Origin of the sequence: Sorangium sp. So ce1036 (assembly GCF_051369805.1) — a bacterium.
GTDB classification, from domain to species: domain Bacteria; phylum Myxococcota_A; class Polyangia; order Polyangiales; family Polyangiaceae; genus Sorangium; species Sorangium cellulosum_F.
Map to the genome: position 1 here is coordinate 3,222,619 of NZ_JBBMOX010000001.1, position 19,698 is coordinate 3,242,316.

General features: G+C 72.3%; 14 protein-coding genes. 9 read left to right on the forward strand and 5 right to left on the reverse strand.

Annotation, left to right across the window (positions count from 1 at the left end; translation table 11 throughout):
- The first annotated feature begins 8 nt into the window (after positions 1 to 8).
- Positions 9 to 3,917, forward strand: a complete 3,909-nt coding sequence (locus tag WMF31_RS12415; protein ID WP_436602146.1) for a hypothetical protein — start codon at positions 9 to 11, stop codon at positions 3,915 to 3,917.
- Positions 3,918 to 3,922: 5 nt separating this feature from the next.
- On the forward strand, positions 3,923 to 5,416 hold the full coding sequence (locus WMF31_RS12420) for an OmpP1/FadL family transporter (RefSeq protein WP_436602147.1): 1,494 nt from the start codon (positions 3,923 to 3,925) through the stop codon (positions 5,414 to 5,416).
- Here WMF31_RS12420 and WMF31_RS12425 read toward each other — a convergent pair.
- The 3 genes from WMF31_RS12425 to WMF31_RS12435 form a co-directional block, all read right to left on the reverse strand.
- Positions 5,382 to 5,891 (reverse strand): host attachment protein, encoded by a 510-nt coding sequence (locus WMF31_RS12425; RefSeq protein ID WP_436602148.1) that lies wholly within the window; start codon positions 5,889 to 5,891, stop codon positions 5,382 to 5,384. The two genes, WMF31_RS12420 and WMF31_RS12425, sit on opposite strands and share 35 nt — an antisense overlap.
- Positions 5,892 to 6,247: 356 nt before the next feature.
- Positions 6,248 to 7,210, reverse strand: a complete 963-nt coding sequence (pip, locus tag WMF31_RS12430) for a prolyl aminopeptidase (protein ID WP_436602149.1) — start codon at positions 7,208 to 7,210, stop codon at positions 6,248 to 6,250.
- 175 nt (positions 7,211 to 7,385) lie between these two features.
- Positions 7,386 to 9,218, reverse strand: a complete 1,833-nt coding sequence (locus WMF31_RS12435; protein ID WP_436602150.1) for an AMP-dependent synthetase/ligase — start codon at positions 9,216 to 9,218, stop codon at positions 7,386 to 7,388.
- 504 nt (positions 9,219 to 9,722) lie between these two features.
- Here WMF31_RS12435 and miaB point away from each other — a divergent pair.
- The 4 genes from miaB to WMF31_RS12455 all read left to right on the forward strand — a co-directional run bounded on the left by miaB (position 9,723) and on the right by WMF31_RS12455 (position 13,590).
- Positions 9,723 to 11,225: a tRNA (N6-isopentenyl adenosine(37)-C2)-methylthiotransferase MiaB gene (miaB, locus tag WMF31_RS12440; RefSeq protein ID WP_436602151.1), complete on the forward strand. Its 1,503-nt coding sequence runs from the start codon at positions 9,723 to 9,725 to the stop codon at positions 11,223 to 11,225.
- A gap of 1 nt (position 11,226) precedes the next feature.
- On the forward strand, positions 11,227 to 11,793 hold the full coding sequence (locus tag WMF31_RS12445; RefSeq protein WP_436602152.1) for a gamma carbonic anhydrase family protein: 567 nt from the start codon (positions 11,227 to 11,229) through the stop codon (positions 11,791 to 11,793).
- A 7-nt stretch (positions 11,794 to 11,800) separates the two neighbouring features.
- Positions 11,801 to 12,001 carry a sulfur carrier protein ThiS gene (gene thiS / locus WMF31_RS12450; RefSeq protein WP_129350378.1) on the forward strand — a complete coding sequence of 67 codons (201 nt, stop codon included), beginning with the start codon at positions 11,801 to 11,803 and terminating at the stop codon, positions 11,999 to 12,001.
- 161 nt (positions 12,002 to 12,162) lie between these two features.
- Positions 12,163 to 13,590 carry a VanW family protein gene (locus WMF31_RS12455; RefSeq protein ID WP_436602153.1) on the forward strand — a complete coding sequence of 476 codons (1,428 nt, stop codon included), beginning with the start codon at positions 12,163 to 12,165 and terminating at the stop codon, positions 13,588 to 13,590.
- A gap of 79 nt (positions 13,591 to 13,669) precedes the next feature.
- Here WMF31_RS12455 and WMF31_RS12460 read toward each other — a convergent pair whose 3' ends face one another.
- A complete protein-coding gene (locus tag WMF31_RS12460) occupies positions 13,670 to 14,578 on the reverse strand; it encodes a phosphotransferase (RefSeq protein WP_436602154.1) in 909 nt (302 codons plus the stop codon).
- Between the two features lie 31 nt (positions 14,579 to 14,609).
- Positions 14,610 to 15,830, reverse strand: a complete 1,221-nt coding sequence (locus tag WMF31_RS12465; RefSeq protein ID WP_436602155.1) for a cytochrome P450 — start codon at positions 15,828 to 15,830, stop codon at positions 14,610 to 14,612.
- A gap of 451 nt (positions 15,831 to 16,281) precedes the next feature.
- Between WMF31_RS12465 and WMF31_RS12470 the strand changes: the two genes are divergently transcribed.
- The 3 genes from WMF31_RS12470 (at position 16,282) to WMF31_RS12480 (ending at position 19,698) form a co-directional block, all read left to right on the forward strand.
- Entirely contained in the window at positions 16,282 to 17,022 is a 741-nt protein-coding gene (locus WMF31_RS12470; protein WP_436602156.1) for a TetR/AcrR family transcriptional regulator, read from the forward strand.
- Positions 17,023 to 17,314: 292 nt separating this feature from the next.
- Positions 17,315 to 18,703: an ABC transporter substrate-binding protein gene (locus tag WMF31_RS12475; RefSeq protein ID WP_436602157.1), complete on the forward strand. Its 1,389-nt coding sequence runs from the start codon at positions 17,315 to 17,317 to the stop codon at positions 18,701 to 18,703.
- Entirely contained in the window at positions 18,700 to 19,698 is a 999-nt protein-coding gene (locus WMF31_RS12480) for a carbohydrate ABC transporter permease (RefSeq protein WP_436602158.1), read from the forward strand. Before WMF31_RS12475 ends, WMF31_RS12480 begins: the two co-directional genes overlap by 4 nt.

Consider the following 19,698-nt stretch of genomic DNA (forward strand, 5'->3'; position numbering starts at 1 on the left):
AGGTTGTCATGCGCAGGCGCACGCTGCGTTCCTCGGCCGCTGGCCTGTTTCGGGTGGTGGCGCTCACCGCGATCGGGGCGGTGGCCGCATCGTGTCACGAGCCGCTCGATACGACGCGGAGGGCGCCTCCCAGGGCGACGCTGGGCGATGACGTCTTCGGCGTGCTCTGCGACCGCGTGGGCGCGTCGAGCCTGAACGAGGACCACCTGGGCGCCTCGTACCAGCGCGTGTGCCACTACGACAGTGAGGGGCATTACGAGGACAGGGTCGATGTCTCGCGGCTGCCGCCTGTCGCGGGCGAGCGGGCTGAGCGGGTGCGCAGGCTCGGCGTCGCGAAGGTGGAGGCCATGGCGCGGTGGCGTGGCGATCTCGTGCGCGCCGTGAACGCGGCGGTGCCGGACATCGAGATCGACAACGTCGCGCCGGGCGAGGGGGGCGGCACGATCCGGCTGCACGACGCCTTCCTGAGCCTGTCGCAGACCCTGGCGGCGCTCTACCAGACGAACCCGGGAGACCCGGAGGGCAAGCCGGTCGTGCCGGAGTCGACGCGGGCGCTCGGGCGGCTGTTCGCGGCGTTCGCGGGGAGCGACGAGGCGACCGGGAAGCTCTCGTACATCGAGGGGCGACGGGGGTACCGGCCCGCCGACACGGCGCTCGGCGCGGCGCGGACGGCCCTGGAGTACCCCGGCCTCCGCGCCCTGACGCGGGCGGCGCTCGAGATCCTCGGCCCCGGCGGGGCGGGCGCGCCGGCGCTCCAGGCGCTGCTCGCCGCGGGGAAGGGCGAGCTGCTCTCGTTCGAGCCGACGACATCGCGCGAGGAGCCCCTCGTCGTCGACCCCGCCACCGCGCAGCCGAACCGGCCGCGCACCCTGGCCGAGCTCCTGGGCGCGGTCGCGCTCGCGGAGGACCCGCGGTTCGCGGGGACCCAACCCGGGAGCGGGACCCAACCCGGGAGCGGGACCCAACCCGGGAGCGGGACCCAACCCGGGAGCGGGACCCAACCTGGGAGCGGGACCCAACCCGGGAGCGGGACCCAACCTGGGAGCGGCTCGGCCCCGCCCAGCTTCATCGCGCGCCGCGACCGGCGCGGCTTCGTGCTCCTCGCGGGCGGCGTCCCCGCGCCCTTCGCCGACAGGGACGGCGACGGGCTCGCCGATGTCGACCCGTTCGGCCGCTTCGTGGACGCGTCCGGCGCACCCGTCCCGGTCGATCCGCCGTTCGCCATCCCGGGCGTCGCCTCGTCGCAGCCGCGGGATGGGTTCGGGCTGTTGCCGCAATTTTACACGTACATCGACGCCTCGCGCACCCTCGCCGCGGCCGCGATGCGCTCGATCGCGCCGCTCGTGGACGCGACCCGCTACGCGGGCGGCGCGGATCCCGAGCCGTGGAAGACCGAGCACGAGGGGCTCATGTACGCCCTCGCCGGCGCGTACCTGCTCTACGGCGACCGCGAGCAGGCCAGGTACGACTTCGAGCGCGACGCGGTCGCGCAGCCGCTGGCCGAGCTGGCCGCGCCCGCGTGCGCGCGCTGCGTCTCCTACCGCCGCTTCCGCGGCGAGGACTCGCCGCTCGCCGACCTCGCGCACGCGCTCGGCCAGGTGCTCGCCGACAGGGACTCGGACGCCCTGCTCGTCGCGATGATCGATCTGCTCGAGAACCACGAGACCGAGCTCGCCCGCATGACCGGCGCGGCCCTGCGCATCCGCGATCTCGCCCGCGAGCACGACCGGCTCGCGGCCGAGGGCAAGGAGCCGCCCGCGCAGATCGACGGCGAGGCGCCGCTCTGGGACGAGGTGGCGGCGGTGCTCGACCGGATCGTCGAGCAGCCGGGCCTCGTGGCGCGCCTCCTGAGAGCGCTCGGGAGCGAGTCGCTCGTCACCCCGCGCGGCGGCGCGCGGCACATCGGCGACGCGGTCGCGACGATGCTCAGGACCCGCGACCGGTTCGCGTACAACCCCGACGACCTCAACGGCCCGTCGATCAACCTCACGGTCGGGGCGCCCTCGACGGCCGACCCGCGGACCCCGGTGGATCTCCAGCGGCCCAGGATCGGCGACAACCGCTCGGGCATGGAGCGGCTGCTCCAGCTCCTCCACGACACGGCCGGCGTCCGGCAGTGCAACAAGGAGGGCGCGACCGTGAGCGCGTTCGGCCTCTCGGTGCCCTTCGTCGAGTACGCCGAGTGCGAGCTGTTCCAGATCGACAACCTGGCCGCCTTCTACCTCGACTCCCTCCTCCCCGAGGGCGACCCGAAGCGGGCGGAGCTCGTCATGAAGCCCGCGATCCTCGGGCCGCTCGTCACGGACTCGGTGCTCGAGCTGGCCAGCGGGATCGAGGGGCTGACGCGCCACCCCACGCCGGCCGCGCTGGGCCGGCTCATCTACTTCGGGGCGGACTCGGAGAGGTTCCCCGGGCTGGTCGACCTCGACCCGCTGCGGGACCTCACGAACGAGACCACGAACCTCTTCATCTCGGGGACGCTCGAGCCCGCCGGCACGAACCATTGCCCGCGGAACGCGGCCGGCGTGAACGCGTGCAGCTCCCCGGCGGACCTGCTCCGGATCCGCAACCCGGGTTCGATCTACCTGATCGAGCGGCTGGGGCTCGGCGAGTACCTGAGCCCGATCGTGGGCGCGTTCGCCGCGGTCGCGCCGGACACCACGGGGGAGGAGCTCCTCATCGAGCTCCTCAGCACGGCGTACCGGCACTGGCCAGGCAAGGAGCACGGCCCGGAGTGCGAGAAGCGCGGCACGCCGGCGACGAACCCCGCGTACTGCTCGGAGGCAGGGGCCAGCTCGTACGAGCCGCTCCTCGCCGACGCGCTCCAGGCCGAGGACGTCCTCCCGTCGACGGTCGCGTTCGCGCGGATGGCGGTCGACCCGTCGGCCAGGATCACGGTGCAGCGCGGTCCCGCGGCCGGCCGGGCATGGACGCAGGCCGAGGCGCTCGAGAAGCTCGCGCGGATCGTCTTCAGCACCCGCCACGCCGCGAGCGTGGGCATGGTCGATCGGCGGGGGAGGAAGACGGCGACCTGGGCCGACGGCCGGATCCAGGAGCAGCTCACCGTGTTCACGCTCGTCGCCGACGCCCTGAACGCCATCGACGCGCGCTTCGCGCAGAGCAGCGCCCCCGACGCCATGGCGCGAAAGGGCCAGTGGGCGCGCGCCCTGGACGAGCTCCTGGACACGCTCCTCGCCGTCGAGGGCTCAGGGCCGGAGACCCGGTTCAAGAACCGCGCGCTCCCGAGGATCGGCGCCGTCGTCCTGCGCGCGCTGCGCGAGCAGCTGAACGCGCGCTGCCCCGATCGCGAGGCGACCGGGCGGTGCGCGTGGGCGCGCGAGGAGCTCGGCGCGAAGGCGGCCGACCTCCTGAGCCACCCGCTCTTCGCCGGCCTCGTCGATGTCATGGAGTCGCTCCGCGCGCACGAGCCGGCGCGGCGGGAGATCGAGAAATTCCTCACGCACCTGCTCGGCGGGGGCGAAGGCGGCCCTGCCTTCCGGTCGCTGCTCGCGACGGCGGTCGACGGCCTCCAGATCCTCGCCGGCGACGACGTGCTCGCCCCGCTCCTCCGGGCTGGGGCCGTGGCGCTGAGCCCGGAGGGGGATCCCGACGGGCCGGGCGCCGCCGACACCGGGCTCAAGGTGCTCCAGGCGCTCAACGAGGATCGATACGACCGGTACCACGTGATGGATCAGGTGCTCCCGGCGCTCGTCTCGCCGATGGCGGACGGACGCGCGCCGATCCAGATCTTCCTGGAGGCGATCGCCGACGTGAACCGCGTCGACGCGGAGAGCACAGGCCCGCTCTCGGCCGGGGACTATCAGCAGGTGTTCACGGCGGCGCGAGGCTTCCTGCTCGACGAGACGCGCGGGCTCGAGCAGATCTACGCCATTCTCCAGGAGCGACCTCGCGAGTGAGCCCCATGCAGAAGCTCACGAACCGCGCCGCGCTCCTCGCCGCGGCGCTCGCCGCGGGAGCGCTCCTCTCGCCCCCGCGCGACGCGCGCGCGGCCGGGCTGTACTTCACCGATCGCGGCGTCCGCCCGCTGTCCCGCGGCGGGGCCTACATCGCCGGCGGCGACGACCTCGGGGCCATCGCCTACAACCCCGCGGGCGTCTACGAGGCGGGCAGCCAGCTCCTCGTCGACGTCGGGCTGTTCGCGTGGCGCGGCGAGCACACGCGGCAGGCGATCGTGCGGCAGCTCGACCCGAACACCGGCGAGCCGACGGGGGCGCGCTTCGTGCAGACGATGGATGCGGTGACCGGCAGCGCGCCGGTGCTGCCGATCCCCACGCTCGCCGCCTCGTTCAAGGTGCATGATCGATGGGTCGTCTGGGGCGGCATGTGGGCGCCGTATGCGCCCATCTCCAGCTATCCGGAGCAGGTGAAGGGCGAGCCGGCGCCGCAGCGTTATGCGCTGCTGTCGCTCGAGGGCTCGGCGCTCGCGTTCGTCGGGGCCGGCGCGGCCTACGCGCCGTCGCGAGCGCTCCGCCTCGGCGCCTCGCTCGGGGCGCTGGTCGGCACGTTCAACAGCCGGGTGGCCGTCTCCGGGTGCGTCCCCGAGCGGATGTTCTGCGCCCCCGAGGATCCGGAGTGGGACATCCATTCCGAGCTCGGCGTCGGGCCCATCGTGGCGCCGACCGGCCAGCTCGGCGCGCTCTGGATCCCGAGTCCGAGGTGGCGCGTCGGCGCGGCCTTCCAGCTCCCGGTCTGGGTGCGCGCCCCGGCGACGTTCCGGGCGCGCCTCCCCGCGGCGCCCGTGTTCGAGCGCGCCACCCAGCAGGGCGAGGACGCCGATGTGTCGTTCGAGCTGCCGTACCTCCTGCGCGTCGGCGTCGAGGCGCGGCCCGTGGAGGCGCTGCGCGTGGAGATCGGGCTCGGCCTCGAGGGGTGGAGCCTGCACGACGACATCCGCGTCGAGCCCGACGGCGTGGTGTTGCGGGACGTCGCCGGCTTCCCGGAGGAGTTCCGTGTCCCCAGGGTCGTGTTTCCGCGGAGGTTCCGGAACGCGCTGTCCGCGAGGCTCGGCGGGGAGTACGCCGTCGAGCTCCTGGGCAGGGCATGGGACCTGCGGGCCGGGCTCAGCCTCGAGGAGAGCGCCGTCCCGGAAGCGTACCTGTCGGTCCTCACGATCGACACGCCGAGGCTGACCGCCGCGGCCGGCCTCGGCGTGCACCTCGGCCCGTGGCGCGTGGACGCGAGCTACGCGCACGTCTTCGCCGCGGACGGGAGGGTCCGCCCCGAGGACGCGCGGATCCCGCAGCTGAGCCCGGTGCGGGCCAATCCGCCGAGGAGCCCGGTGACCATCAACGGCGGCGCCTACAGCGCCCGCGCGAACGTGGTGGGGCTCGGCGTCGCGTACACCTTCGAGGGGAGCGGGCCTATCCGGCCCGCAGCTCGCGCAGGCGCTCGGTGAGCCGGGGGCCGTCCAGCCAGCTCAGGTCCTTGTCCACGCTCGACTCGATGCGATGGCTGACCTGCTTGGTCACCGTGGCGCGCAGCAGGCCGAGGAACTGCGGCGGCGCGATGAGCACCAGCGCGTCGTAGGCGTGGTCGTTCAACCCCCTCTCCAGGACGTCCGCGAGCTCGTGCGCGAACTTCTGCGCCTCGACCTCCTTCGGGTCGGTGTCGGGCGCGGCGCCGGGGCGGCCGAGGTACGTGGCGCCAGCGCCGCCCCCTGCGCCCGGGATGAGCCCGTTGCCCCCCGGGGTGCCGTTCGGCTTCCGGCCGGCCGCGTCAGCCATGAGATCGCGCACGCGCGCGCGGCTCTCCTCGTGATCATAGGACTCGAGCAGGGTAAACCCTTTGCCCGCAGGCTCCTCGCGGTAGAGCTGGGCCCGGCTCGCGTCGGAGACCAGGATCCACGTCTTCCGTGCTGCCTTGGTTGCCATAAGCCTCCACAGGGAATTCCACATTCCCTCGGTCTACGTTAGAGACCGACACCACGTGGCGCAAGCGGCCGGAGCGACCGAGCGTGGGAGACCGAGCCCGAACGCCGCCAGCCAGGCAGTCGAGGGAGGCCGCTCGGGTCCGAATCCAGCGTGAACGAGCGCGGGCGAGGGCGCCTGTCAGGACGGCGAGGAGCGCGAAATACGGTGTTTGTCGTACCGCGGTTATCCCAGGCTCGGCCATGGTCTGGAGGAACGGGCGCGGCCGTGGATCGACGAGCCAGGCTCGGTCGTGGAGCGGCAAATCAGGCTCGGCCGTGAGGCCTCGGCGCGCTCCCCCCGGCGTCCGGTGGCGCGCCTCACCGGAACCTGTCGGTCGCCTCGACCAGCTCGTGCAGGATGCCCGGCTCCATCGCCGAGTGCCCCGCGTCCGCCACGATGCGCAGATCGGCCTCGGGGAACGCCCGGTGGAGCGCCCAGGCGCTCTCCGCCGGACAGACGATGTCGTAGCGGCCCTGCACGATCACGGTCGGGATGTGGCGTATCCGGTGCACCTCGTCGAGCAGCTGCGTCTCCGTCGCGAAGAAGCCCTTGTTCACGAAGTAGTGGCACTCGATGCGGGCGAACGCGAGCGCGAACTCGTCGCCCGCCGTCTTCGCGACCAGGTCGTTGTTGATGAACAGGCAGCTCGTCCGCCCCTCCCAGACGCTCCACGCGCGCGCCGCGCGCCCCCGCACCTCGGGATCGGGGCTCGTGAGCCGCCGGTGGTAGGCCGCGAGCAGGTCGCCCCGCTCGGCCTCCGGGATGAACGCGAGGTACTCCTCCCACGCGTCCGGGAAGATGGCGCTCGCGCCCCGCTGGTAGAACCAGTCGAGCTCCTGCTTCCGCAGGAGGAAGATGCCGCGCAGCACGAGCTCCGTCACCCGCTCCGGGTGCTTCTCGGCGTAGGCCAGGGCGAGCGTGCTCCCCCACGAGCCGCCGAACACCTGCCAGCGCTCGACGCCGAGGTGCTCGCGCAGCGCCTCCATGTCCGCGACGAGGTGCCAGGTGGTGTTCTCTTCCAGGCTCGCGTACGGCGTGCTCCGGCCGCAGCCCCGCTGGTCGAAGAGCACGATCCGGTACGCGGCCGGATCGAAGAACCGCCGCTGCTTCGGCTCCGTGCCGCCGCCGGGGCCGCCGTGCACGAAGACGACCGGCTTGCCGCGCGGGTTGCCCGACTCCTCGAAATAGATCTCGTGAAGATCGGAGACGCGCAGCCGCCCGGCGCGGTACGGCTCGATCTCGGGATACAGCGTTCGCCTGGGGGTGCCTGTCGTCGTCATCCCGCTCCCATCCGTGGTCCTGACCGTTGGCCAGCGCCCAGCGTACGCGAACGCGCGCCCGGAGGGGAGAGGATGTGGGCGGAGGGCGGATGAGGGAGGAAGGCGGCGATGCGCCGGGGGCCCCGGGCGGCGGCGATGCGCCGGGGGCCCCGGGCGGCGGCGGTGTGCCGGGGGCTCAGCCCGGCGACGCGGCGTCGCGCCGCTCGTCCCGCGCCGCGCCGGCATAGAGCGCCTCGAGCGTGGCGCTGTGCTTCTGGAGGGCGACGCGCCGCTTCAGCTTCAGGGTCGGCGTGAGCATGCCGTTCTCCGCGGTGAAGTCCTCGGCGGTGAGGGCGACCTTCTTGATCTTCTCGAACGACTTGAAATCACTGGAGCACCTGTCGACCTCCGCCTGGACGCGCGCGATCACCCGCGGGTGCTTCAGCATCGCCTCGGGCGACTCGAACGAGAGCCCCTCGCCCCGCGCCCACGCGGTGAGCTCCGCCATCTCAGGCACGATCAAGGCCACGTTGAAGGGGCGGTTGTCGCCGTAGACCATCGCGCTGCTGATGAGCGGGGACAGCTTGAGCTTCTCCTCGAGCGGCGCGGGCGCGACGTACTTGCCGTTCTCGAGCTTGTACTGCTCCTTGATGCGTCCGGTGATGTGGAGGTATCCCTGCTCGTCGAGGTAGCCGAGATCGCCCGTGCGGAAGCCGCCGTCCTCCGTGAAGACGGCCTTGTTCTCCTCGTCGCGCTTGTAATAGCCCATCATCACGTTGGGGCCGTGGACGACGATCTCGCCCTGCTTCGGGTCGTGCGTCTCCGACTTGTCGATGACGATCCGGACGCCCGGGATCGGCTTGCCCACGCTCCCGAGGCGGCGGGCTCCCGGGTAGTTGACCGCGGCGATCGGCGATGTCTCGGTGAGGCCGTAGCCCTCGTACACGGTGATGCCGAGCGCGTCCACGAACTCGGCCACCTCGCGCGAGAGCGCCGCGCCGCCGCTGATCGCGTATTTCAGCTTGCCGCCGAACTTGGCGCGGATCTTCGAGAAGACGACCCTGTCCGCCGCCGCCAGCGTGAGCCGCTCGACGAGGCCGAGCGCGTCGCCCCGGTTCTGCTTCGTGGCGGCGCGCAGCCCGGCGCGGAAGAGGTTCTGGATGAGCGCCGGCTTCTCCGACATCTGCTTGTGCACGCCCTCGTAGATGCGGTTGAAGATCCGCGGGACGCTCATCAGCACGGTGGGCTGCACCTCGGCGAGGTTCGGGATGATCCGGTCGACCGACTCGCTGATCGCCATCGAGGCGCCCACCGTGATCATCACGTGGAGCTCCCCTGTGTGCCCGAACGAGTGGGCCCAGGGGAGGAACGACAGGCTCCGGTCGCTGGGGCCGAACGGGATGAGCTCGAGCACGGCGCAGACGTTGGAGGCGATGTTGCCGTGCGAGAGGATGACCCCCTTGGGATGGCCGGTGGTGCCGGACGTGTAGATGAGGCACGCCGTGTCCCGCGACGTCGGCTCGATGGCCGGGGCCGGGCTCTCCTCGCCCGCTTCGAGGAGCGCCTCGTACGAGGTGGTCCGCGCGGAGGGGGCCTCGGCGCCGCCGTTCGGCTCGAACAGACAGATGAGGTGCTTCAGCGAGGGCGCTTTTTCGGGGATCTCCTTGCACTTCTCGAAGATCTGCGGCGTCGCGACGATCGCGGCCACGGCCTCGCAATCGTTGATGATGAACGCCCATTCGCTCGCGAGCTGCGCCTCGTACATCGGCACGACGGCGACCCCCAGGGTGAAGCAGGCGTACGCCGCGACCGCCCACTCGACGCGGTTGTTGGAGATGAGGGCCACCCGGTCGCCCCGCTGGATCCCGAGCGAGGCCAGTCCGCCGCGGAACCTGGTGACGCGCTGCCCGAACTCCGCGTACGTGATCCAGTCCCAGCGGCCTTCCGTCTTGGTGCCGAACAGCGGCCGGGGGCCATACAGATCGACCGAGCGATCGAGCAATTTTACCAGGTTCTCCAGCTTCGCCATCGCGTCTCCTCCGCCTCGATTTTTTCTATCATGGTACCGCGTGCCGCTTGCGTCCTTTTGGCGATTCGCGGCGCCGCGGGGCGCCCGGCCGCGCGCATCGGCGGAAGCGAGCGTCCGATCTGTCCAGTGTGCCTGCGACGGCCTGAGCCGTCGGCGCGAGGCCGGTGCGCGTCCGGCAACCTGGGCGCGTCCGGGACGGGCGCGTCCGGCACAACCTGGGTGAGCCCGGGGCCCGGCAACCTGGGTGAGCCCGGGCCCGGAGCCGGGCCGCAACCTGGGAGCCGGGTCGCAACCTGGGTGACCCGGGCCGCAACCTGGGTGAGCCGGGCCGCAACCTGGGTGAGCCGGGCCGCAACCTGGGCGAGCCATGCCCAACCTGAGCCATGCCCAACCTGGGTGAGCCATGCCGGGTGAGCCATGCCCCGGGGCCCTGGCGGCGGATCCGTCCGCGCGGCGCGCGAGGTGGCGGCCTCGGGCCCCTTCTGTTAGAGGGTCCTCGCTTCCATGCCCCGGTATGCGATCACGACGTTCGGCTGTCAGATGAACGTGCACGACTCCGAGCGGATGCACGACGTGCTCCGCCGCGCCGGCTACGCCGAGGCCGGCGACCCCGACGAGGCGGACGTGCTCGTGCTCAACACGTGCAGCGTGCGCGAGAAGGCCGAGCAGAAGCTGCGGAGCGAGGTGGGGAGGCTCGCCCGCTGGAAGCGAGAGCGTCCGGACCGGGTGCTCGTGGTGGCGGGCTGCGTGGCGCAGCAGGAGGGGGAGCGCCTCCTCAAGCAGATGCGGGCGATCGACGTGGTGGTCGGGCCGGACAACATCCCCGAGCTGCCGGGCCTGCTCGGCGATCTCGCGCTCGGCGGGCTGCCGATCGCGCGCACCGTGTTCGACACCGAGGCGCCCCGGTTCCTCGCGGCGTCGCCGCCCCAGGGCGCGTCGGCCCAGGGCGCGCCGGGCCGCGCGCCGACGGCGTTCGTCACCATCATGAAGGGCTGCGACGAGCGCTGCTCGTTCTGCGTCGTGCCGTACACCCGCGGACCGGAGCGGTACCGGCCGAGCGACGAGATCGTGGCCGAGATCGCGGGCCTCGTGGCCGCGGGCACGCGCGAGGTCACGCTGCTCGGCCAGACCGTGAACAGCTACCGCGACCCGCTCGGCGCGCTGCCGGCCGCCCCCGGGGCGAGCCCCGACGACCCCGACGAGAGCGAGTTCGCGGCGCTCCTGCGCCGGATCGCGGCGGACGTCCCCGGCCTCGCGCGCCTGCGGTACACGAGCCCGCACCCGCGGCACCTCACGCCCTCGCTGATCCTCGCGCACGCGGAGCTCGCGGTGCTGCCGCGGCACGTGCACCTGCCGGTGCAGTCGGGCAGCGACCGGGTCCTCCGGCGGATGATCCGCCGCTACACGCGAGCCGAGTACGTCGCGCGGACGCGGGCGCTGGCCGCGGCGGTCCCGGGGCTCTCGCTGTCGACCGACATCATCGTGGGCTTCCCGGGCGAGACGGAGGACGACTTCGCGGCGACGCTGTCGCTCGTGCGCGAGGTGGGGTTCAAGGGGCTGTTCGGCTTCAAGTACTCGCGCCGCCCGCACACGCCCGCGCTCAGGCTCCCGGACGACGTGCCGGAGGACGTGAAGGGAGCGCGGCTCTCGCGGCTGTTCGAGGAGAGCGAGGCGCTCCTCTCCGCGCACCTCCAGGGCCTCGTGGGCACGACGCAAGAGGTGCTCGTCGAGGGGCGCGACAAGGAGCGCGGCCACGGCGGCCCCGGCGGCGCGCTCTGGTCGGGCCGGACGGGCCGCCACGAGATCGCGCACATCGAGGGCGCGGAGGAGCTCGATCTGCTCGGCGAGATCGTGGAGGTCGCGGTGGTGCGGGCGAACAAGCACTCGCTGCAGGCCGAGCTCACCGGGGCGGCGCGCGCCGCGGCCCGGCCGCGGCAGCGGGGCGGCGCGGAGCCGGGGCGCCCGGCCCGCCGCGCGCTGCCCGTGCTTTCGGCCGAGGGAGGCTGACGTGGCGCTCGTCCTGGATCTCGACGGGGTGTCGCCGCGCCTCGGGCGCGACGTCTTCCTCGCGCCGAACGCGACCGTGATCGGCGACGTCGAGCTCGGCGACGAGGCGAGCGTGTGGTTCGGCGCGGTGCTGCGCGGAGACATCGGCGCGATCCGCGTCGGCGCGCGGACCAACGTGCAGGATCTCGCGTGCCTGCACCTGACCGGCGGCGTCTCCGAGACGATCGTCGGCGCCGACGTGACCATCGGGCACGGCGCGATCCTGCACGGCTGCGTCGTCGAGGACGGGTGCCTGATCGGGATGGGGAGCATCCTGCTCGACAACGTCAGGATCGGGGAGCGGTCGGTGATCGCCGCGGGCGCGGTGGTGCCGCCGGGGAAGGTGATCCCGCCGCGGTCGCTGGTGCGCGGCAACCCGGCGAGGGTGGTGGGCGAGGTGAGGCCGGAGCAGGCCGAGCTCGGCAGGATGGGCGCGGCGAGCTACGTGGAGAACGCGCGGCGCTTCCGGGCGGCGCTCGCCGGGGCCGCGGCCGCGAGCGGCGCGCGGGGCGCTTCGGGGGGGAGGTGAGGGGAGCATGAACATCAGGGTGAACGGGGAAGCGCGTGAGGTGCCGGCGGCGGTCACGGTGCGACGTCTCGTGGAGCTGCTCGGGCTGACCGACGGGCCCGTGGCGGTGGAGCGCAACGGCCAGGTGGTGCCGCGCGCGGAGCACACGGCCGCCGAGCTCGCCGAGGGGGACGTGATCGAGATCGTGCATTTCGTGGGCGGCGGCTGAGCTCGCCCGGCTAGGGCTCCGGCGCTCGGCGGGAGCGCTCTCTCCGGAGGCGAGGCCTCCTTGGGGCCCGCTCTCCGGAGGCGGCGCCTTCTTTTTTCCGGTCGCTCGAGGTCCAGCGATCTTCCAGCTCGTCCTGGATCCGGCTACCATGGCGAGCCGCCGTGGATACGAGGGCCGTTGTCCTGGTCTTGGCGCTCGGCGCGTCCGCCGGCGTGGGCGCTGCCGTGGCGGTGCGTGAGGCGCTGCCGGCCTCTCCGATCGTCCGTGGGCTCTCGATCGACGAGCGTGTCGTGCCGGACGGGGCCTCGCCCGCGGCCTGGCTCGGGTCGAGGCGCGACGCGCTCCGCGAGCGGGTCGTCCGGTTCCACCATGACGACGTGGCGCTCACCGCGACGCTGGGCGAGGCGGGCGTCGAGGTCGACGTGGCGGCGACGCTCGCGGCCGCGGAGCGCGTCGGGCACGAGGGGCCCTGGCTGCGCCGGATCCGGGAGGCCCGGCGGGCGCGGCGCGGGGAGATCGACGTGCCGCTCGTCTGGTCGCTCGACGAGCAGCGGGCCCGCGCGCTCTTCGAGCGGCTCGCGCCCCAGGTCTACCGGGCGCCGGTGGACGCGCGCCTCGATCTCGCGAACCGGCGCAAGATCCCGGAGCAGCCCGGCCGGGAGCTCGACATCGAGGCGTCGATCGAGGCGCTGCGGGCCGGGAGCCACGACGAGGAGGAGGTCGTCGCGCTCGCGGTGCGGCCCATCGCGCCGGCGGTCGTGGTCTCGGAACTGGTGAACGTGGACGTCAGCAAGGTCGTTGCGGTCTACGAGACGAAGTTCAAGCGGCACGGCAAGGAGGCCGGCCGGGCGGCCAACATCGCGAACGCGGCGGCCCGGATCGACGGCACCATCCTGGCGCCCGGGGAGACCTTCTCGTTCAACACCCACGTCGGCCCGCGGACGCGCAAGAACGGGTTCACCATCGCCCCGGAGATCCTCGGCGACGAGATGATCCCCGGCTATGGCGGGGGGACCTGTCAGGTCTCCAGCACGCTCTACGCCGCGTCGCTCTTCGGCGCGCTCGACACGCCGGACCGGCAGAGCCACTCCCGCCCGAGCGCCTACATCCCCATGGGCCTCGACGCGATGGTGACCTATCCGGAGTCGGATCTGAAGATCAGGAACACGCTGCCGTTCCCGATCATGATCCGAGCGTACCTGCCCACGCCCACGGTGATCCGCGTCGAGATCCTGGGCGGCGATCCGGTGGCGGAGGTGGAGCACCACGTCGCGGCCGAGCACACCGACGATTTCGTCCGGCGGATCTACGTGAAGTCCGAGCTCTCCGAGGGCAAGGTGCGCCGTCATCAGAAGGGCTCTTGCGGGTACGACGTGAGATCGTTCGTCACCCTCCGTTACAAGGACGGCAGGATCGGCGAGCGAAGCTATACGAGCGAGTACAAGCCCGCGCCCGAGGTCTTCTGGGTCGCGCCCGACTATGATCCTTCGGAGCTGCCGCCGCTCTCGGAGCACACCAAGACGGTGGAGGAGCTGTACGAGCAGGAGAGCCCGTCGCCGGAGGGGCAGGGGGGCGGTTACTCGATGTGAGGCGGGCGCGAGGGCCGCCGCGCGGGGCCCTCGGTGAGGGGGAGGCGGCGAGCGGTGCGCGGAGGCAAGGCCGCCAGCGTCAGCGAAAGATCCGAAGCCCCTCGCGCACGAGGGCGCTGTCTCCGATATCGTGGCCATACAGGACCACCGCCGCGGAGTGATGAATCGCCCGGATCCGCGCGAGCTCCCACCTGCGCTCGTCGATCTCGCCGTAGGTCGCCCGGAAGGTGTCGTGCGCCTCGGGCGGGAGGACGCTGTGCGCGACGCTCAGATCCACCGCGGGGTCACCCAGGTGAAGGTCGCCCCAGTCGATGACCCCACAGAGCGCCCGGGCCGGGCCGGCGCTCACCAGGAGGTGCCGAGCGTACAGGTCTCCATGGACGACGCGGAGATCCTCGGACGCGCGGAGATCGGCGCCCGCTTCGAGGCGCTCCGACCAGGGTCGAACGTCCCGGAGCAGGCCGAGCGCGCGCATCCTCTCCAGGCGCTCGCGCGCCTGCGGGATCCTCGCCGCGAGATCCAGCTTGCCGATGGGGTCCGGGGGCATGCCGAGGCGCCTCGCTTCTCCGGTCGGAAAGGCGTGGAGCGCGGCCAGGAAGCGCGCGAGGGGCGCGGCGAGCGCGCTCCGCTCGCGCTCGTCGAGGTTCGCCCGGCAGGCCGTCTCTCCCGCGACGTTTCGGTATCCGAGGAACGGCCAGCGATACGGGCCCGCTGCGGCCCGACCGAACAGCTCAGGGACCGGGATGGCGAGCGGGAGCCGGGGGGCCAGCGCCGGGAGCAGGCGGTGCTCCCTTTCCAGGAGCGGGACGGCCGCCTGGCGGCGCGGGAACCGGAAGATGAGCTCGCCATGAACCAGGTAGGCCACGTTGTCCCAGCCCTCGCCGAGGAGCTCCAGGCGGACCGGGCGGAGCGCCGGGAACGCGTCCCCGATGAGCTGCGCCGCGAGCGCGTCGGGGATGCGGTGCTCGGCGATCCAGGGCGCGGTCATGGTCTCCTGGGGCTCCCTTCCCGGGGATGCGTCACGCGGCCGGCGCGCTCCGGTCGAAGCGCAGGGGAAGGCTCTTCAGCCCGCGCAGGGAGACCGACGGGTTCCACATCAGCGGCCCTGGCTCGCGCGAGAACGGAGGCAGCCGCCGGAAGATCTCCTCGAAGGCGATCCTGCCCTCGAGCCGGGACAGGGGCGCGCCCACGCAGAAGTGAATGCCGTGGCCGAACGCCACGTGCCCGCGCTGCTCCCGGGTGATGTCGAACCTGTCCGGATCGGGGAACTGCGCGGGATCCCGGTTCGCCGACGCGACGATCGGCATCACGATCGAATCCTTCGGGATCGTGATGCCGGCGAGGGTCACGTCCTGGGTCGCCCGGCGGGTGAGCATCCGCACCGGTCCATCATAGCGGAGGACCTCCTCGATGAAGCCCGGGATCAGGGCGGGATCCTCGCGAAGACGCCGGAGCGCGTCGGGGTGATCGAGGAGCGTGGCGATGCCGTTGCCGAGCAGGTTGGTCGTGGTCTCGTTGCCCGCGACGAGCAGGAGGACCACCATGCCGAGCACGTCATCCTCCGTCAGCGCGCCGTACTCCCCCTCGCCGCGGAGGAGGTCGCCGATGAGATCCTCGCGCGGGCGCCGCTTCCGCTCGGCGAGCGCCTCCCGGAAGTAGGCGCGCATCTCGCGGCGGCTCCGCAGGATGTGCTCGACCTCCCCGTCGCCGAGCCGCCCGATGCCCGCGTTCACGGCGTCGTCCGACCAGCGCTTGAAATCTGCGCGCAGGGACGGGTCGACGCCGAGCATCTCGGCGATGACCGTGACCGGCAACGGAACCGCCAGGTCCTCCATCAGGTCGAAGGTGTCCTTCGCGAGGATGCGGTCGATGTGCTCGGTCGCGATCGCGCGGACCCGCTCCTCCAGCCGCGCGATCGCCCTCGGCGTGAACGCGCCGCTGATGAGCTTGCGCAGCTGGGTGTGGATCGGCGGATCGGTCGAGATGACGTTCACCTCGCTGATGATCAGGGGCTCGCGCTGGAGCCGCTCGTCCTGCATCCGCACCCTCGCCTGGAAGGTGCCGGAGGACGAGAAGAGCTCCGGGTGCTTGAGGACGTGCACGACATCGTCGTAGCGGGTCACGCCCCAGGCGTCGTAAGGCTCGAGCCGGCAGATCGGCGCGCTCTCGCGCAGCTCGGCGTACTGGGGGTAGGGGTTCTCGATGACCTCGGGGGTGAAGACATTGAATGTGCGATGCATGAGTTCCCTCCGTTCCGTCCTGCACGGGCGCAAGCGCGCGTCGCCGCCCACCGCGATGCTCACCCCGCCGCGACCATGCGGCGCGACCACCCGCGCGAGCGGGCACCGCGACCGAGGTTGGGGTGCCCGACCGAGGTTGGGGTGCCCGACCGAGGTTGGGGTGGGGTGCCCGACCGAGGTTGGGGTGGGGTGCCCGACCGAGGTTGGGGTGCCCGACCGAGGTTGGGGTGCCCGCGACCGAGGTTGGGGTGCCCGACCGAGGTTGGGGTGCCCGACCGAGGTTGGGGTGCCCGACCGAGGTTGGGGTGCCCGACCGAGGTTGGGGTGCCCGGTGGCTTCGATTAAGGCAACATGCAGTTGCATGTTGGATTTACCATGGGTCTCAACAAAGGCAACCAAATGTTGCCATAATAGGGCCGCATCCCATTCCCACCTCGCTCAAGGCGGTGCCATGACGCAGAGCGTCGCAGAACCCTCTCTCGATGATCCGTCGGCCACGGAGCCCGCGCCCACGCCCCGGCGACGCACTGGCGCGCGCGGCGCACGACCCGGCGGCCGCAGCGAGCGCGTCGTGCGCGCCGTGATGCACGCGGCCGCCGCGGAGCTCGCGCGCGTGGGCTACATGGCGCTGCGGATCGAGGACGTGGCCGCGCTGGCCGGCGTGAACAAGACGACCGTCTACCGTCGCTGGCCGACGAAGGCCGAGCTCGTCAAGGCGACCCTGCGCTCGCTCGTCGACGGCGACGGCGAGGCGCCGGATACCGGCTCGCTGCGGCTCGACCTGCTCGAGCTGGTGCGCCGGATCGTCGCTGTCGCGTCGATGCCGGTGGGCCACGGGATCTACCGTGTGCTCCTCGCCGAGCTGCACCTGCCGGAGGTCGAGGCGTTCGCCCGCGCGTGCGATGGCGAGCGCTTCGCCCCCTGGCGGGAGGTGCTCGAGCGCGCCGTCGCGCGCGGCGAGCTGCCTCGGGGCAGCGATCTCAGGCTCATCATCGAGATGATCCGCAGCCCCCTCGCGCACCGCCTCTTCCAGCTGCGCGAGCCCGTCGACGACAGCGTCCTGCAGGCGGTCGTCGATACGGTCCTGGTCGGCGCGAAGAGCGGCGGCGCAGTCCTCCGAGCCGCCTCCCCCGGCCCGCCGGAGCCGCCGGCGACCGCCGCGCCGGCGCCGCGCGATCCGGCGCACCGCTGATCCCCGCCGGCGGCGCACGGCACCCACGCGCCCGCCCGGCCGAAATCACCGTCGCCCTCCACGAGATCGCTGGAGAAGAGCGCCCGCGCGGGGAGCCAGCCAACGACAGCGCTCGCCCACGGACGAGATCGTCTGTCCGCTATGAGCATATTCTGCTGGACGTGGAATGGCGCCGATGTAAACCGCCAGTAGCCGAGGGACCGGGGGTGAGTTGCGGCTCAGCTCGGTCGCGGGCAACAGGCCGATAGCGAGTGCCCCCCGCGGCGGGACTGCGTGCGTGAGCGGAGGGCCAATGCAGAGAACGCGAGCGCCGGGAGCACGGCGAGCACCGGGAGCACAGGGGGATCGAGCGCGGCAGGCGAGCCGGCGTGACGTCCTCGCCGCCCTGGGCGCGACGTCGGGCCTGCTGCTCCTCGGCTGCCGTGGCGAGCCGGTCGACGTGCGCGACCAGGCCGCCGTCGCCGCTGGCGGCAGCCGGGGCTACGCCGGACCGGCCCTCGAGCTCTCGTTCTGGACCGGCTTCACCGGCGGCGACAGGCCGCCCATGGAGCGGCTCCTCGAGCGGTTCAACCGCGAGCACGACAACATCACGGTGCGGATGAGCGTCACCCGATGGGGCGACTTCTACCAGAAGCTGCCGGCCGCGGTCGACAGCGGCCACGGGCCCGACGTGGCCGTCATGCACGCGGACCAGCTGGCCACGGCGGCGGTCCATCACACCATCCTCCCGCTCGACGAGGTGGTCGAGGCGCTCGGCCTCGGAGCCGGCGACTTCTCCCGGACGCTCTGGAATGCGGGCGTCTTCAGGGGGCATCGCTACGGTATTCCCCTCGATGTCCACCCGCTGGGCCTCTACTACAACCGCACCGTGCTCGCCGACGCCGGTCTCGGCGACGCGGCGCTGCCCCGCACCCGGCGCGACTACCTGGCCGTCCTCGAGCAGCTCAAGGGGAGGGGGATCCAGGGATCGTGGGTGTCGCCGGTCCTGTTCACCGGCGGGCTGATGTTCCAGTCGCTCCTGTGGCAGCTCGGGGGCGAGCTGTTCTCCGAGGACGGCGCCCGGGCCACGTTCAACTCCGAAGCCGGGGTCGAGGCGCTCGATTTCATGATCGAGCTGATCCAGCGGGGCTACAGCCCGCGCGACGTCGGCCAGGACGCCGACAGCATCGCCTTCACCAACAACCGGAACGCCTTCCTCTGGAACGGCATCTGGATGATCCATGTCTACAGGGCGATCCCCGGGCTCGAGTGGGGCGTCGCCCCGGTGCCCGCGATCGGCCCGCGGGAGGCGGTCTGGGGCAATTCGCACAACCTCGTGCTCCCCCGACAGCCACGGGACGGCCAGCGCCGCCTAAAGGCCTCGGTGGTCTTCCTCGACTGGCTCAGCAGGCATTCCATCGAGTGGGCGGAGGCCGGCATGGTGCCGGCGCGGCGGGAAGCGCGGGAGAGCGCCGCGTTCCTGCGCATGACGGAACAGGCGATCTTCGCCACGCAGATCCCTCATGTCCGCTTCCCGCCGGCGATCGCCGGGATCGACTCGGTGAGGGCGTCGACGCTCGATCTGGCGGTGAACGAGGCCGTGCTGCTGAGGGCGCCGCCGAGGGAGGCCCTGGACCGCGCGGCCCGCGCGGCTGACGCGCTGCTCTCGGACAACCTGAGGAAGTTCGGGAGGGCGACGTGACCGCGATCGACGCGCCCCTCGTGGAGGAGCCAGGCCAGGCCGGGGCGCAGGGCGGCGAGCAGAGCGCCACCAGCGCCGGCCGGCTCCGGCGCCGCTTCGCGCGCTCGCGGGCATGGACTCCCTACCTGTTCCTCGCGCCGTACCTCGCGCTGTTCGGCCTCTTCGTCGTGGTGCCGATCTTCCTCGGCCTGTGGATCAGCCTCCATGACTGGGACCCGTTCCTGCCCTGGAAGCCCTGGGTGGGCCTCGACAACTACGTGGATCTGTTCCGGTCCGGCTCGCCGATCCGCGGCAACTTCTGGCGATCGCTGCGGGCCACCGCGATCTTCACGGCGCTGAGCGTGCCCGTCCTGGTGGCGTTTCCGCTGCTCGTCGCGCTGGCGCTCAACCGGCGCTTTCCTGGCCGGTCGTTCTTCCGCGCCATGTTCTTTGCGCCCTACGTGCTCGGCGTGGCGGTGGTGGCGCTGATGTGGCGCTTGCTGCTCGATCCGCACGTCGGCGCGATCAATCACCTGCTCGGGAAGGTGGGGTTGCCCTCGGACACGGGCTGGACCACGGCGACGCCCTGGGTGTGGATCTCGCTGGTGGGCATGACCGTGTGGTGGACCCTCGGTTATAACGCCGTGATCTACCTGGCCGGGCTGCAGAACATCCACCGGGAGCTCTACGAAGCGGCCCGGATCGACGGCGCTACCCGCTGGCAGCAGTTCCGGCACGTCACCTTGCCGGGGCTCAGGCCGGTGTTCGTGTTCGTCGTGACGATGACGCTGCTCGCGTCCGCCAACATGTTCGGGCAGGCGTACCTGGTCACCGGGGGCGGACCGGGCAGCGAGACCCGCACCACCATCATGTACATCGCCGAGGAAGGGTTCCGGAACTTCCGGCTCGGCAGCGCGGCGGCGATGAGCTATGTCCACGCCTTCTTCCTCGCGCTCCTGAACCTCGGCACGTTCCTGCTGTTCTTCGGCCGGGGCCGCGGCGAGGAGGGCGCGTGA

Coding starts and splice junctions, on each gene's coding strand:
- WMF31_RS12420 (WP_436602147.1), top strand. CDS start 3,923: ATGCAGAAGCTCACGAACCGCGCCGCGCTCCTCGCCGCGGCGCTCGCC.
- WMF31_RS12435 (WP_436602150.1), bottom strand. CDS start 9,218: ATGGCGAAGCTGGAGAACCTGGTAAAATTGCTCGATCGCTCGGTCGAT.
- WMF31_RS12470 (WP_436602156.1), top strand. CDS start 16,282: ATGACGCAGAGCGTCGCAGAACCCTCTCTCGATGATCCGTCGGCCACG.
- miaB (WP_436602151.1), top strand. CDS start 9,723: ATGCCCCGGTATGCGATCACGACGTTCGGCTGTCAGATGAACGTGCAC.
- WMF31_RS12475 (WP_436602157.1), top strand. CDS start 17,315: ATGCAGAGAACGCGAGCGCCGGGAGCACGGCGAGCACCGGGAGCACAG.
- WMF31_RS12465 (WP_436602155.1), bottom strand. CDS start 15,830: ATGCATCGCACATTCAATGTCTTCACCCCCGAGGTCATCGAGAACCCC.
- pip (WP_436602149.1), bottom strand. CDS start 7,210: ATGACGACGACAGGCACCCCCAGGCGAACGCTGTATCCCGAGATCGAG.
- WMF31_RS12425 (WP_436602148.1), bottom strand. CDS start 5,891: ATGGCAACCAAGGCAGCACGGAAGACGTGGATCCTGGTCTCCGACGCG.
- WMF31_RS12460 (WP_436602154.1), bottom strand. CDS start 14,578: ATGACCGCGCCCTGGATCGCCGAGCACCGCATCCCCGACGCGCTCGCG.
- thiS (WP_129350378.1), top strand. CDS start 11,801: ATGAACATCAGGGTGAACGGGGAAGCGCGTGAGGTGCCGGCGGCGGTC.
- WMF31_RS12415 (WP_436602146.1), top strand. CDS start 9: ATGCGCAGGCGCACGCTGCGTTCCTCGGCCGCTGGCCTGTTTCGGGTG.